This window comes from Neisseria sp. P0021.S006 (assembly GCF_051956895.1).
Window position 1 is genome coordinate 1 of sequence record NZ_JBQCWZ010000975.1, and the last position, 551, is coordinate 551.

The following is a 551-nucleotide window of genomic DNA, read 5'->3' on the forward strand; positions in this document are numbered from 1 at the left end:
GTTGGCAATGGCATCACGGTGTTTCAGGTAGTTGGCGTGCTGACTACCGTGTTTTTCCAACTGCTTGATCATTTTGCCGTATTCGCTCTCGATAAAGGCGAAGTGTTCCAAAACTTTTTGCTTCAGTTCGGCCAAATGGGCAGCGGATATGGCTTCAGAGTCGCTACCTGAATCGTCTTCATCTTCATCGTCGCCATCTTCATCATCGCTAACGGTTTCGCCTTCTTCGTCATCTGGTTTGGCATTTTCCAAATGACCCAAGCCCAATTCGTTCAACAAGACTTCATTAGGGTCGATGATGGCTTCAACCACTTCATCAACACGGATTTCGTCGTTGCGGACTTGTTCGATCAAAGCCAGAATTTCGGCAATCGAGCCAGGGCAGGCGGAGATTGCCTGCACCATGTTTTTCAGTGCATTTTCGATTTTTTTGGCGATGATGATTTCGTCTTCACGCGTCAACAGATCGACTTGACCCATTTCACGCATATACATACGTACAGGATCGGTTGTGCGACCGAATTCTGAATCTGCGCTGGAGAGTGCTGCTT

General features: G+C 47.7%; 1 protein-coding gene. It reads right to left on the reverse strand.

Annotated features, from left to right (window positions below):
* Nucleotides 1–551 (reverse strand): sigma-70 factor domain-containing protein (locus ACTHUM_RS18235; RefSeq protein WP_440403714.1); only part of this gene is annotated, 551 nt, incomplete at both ends.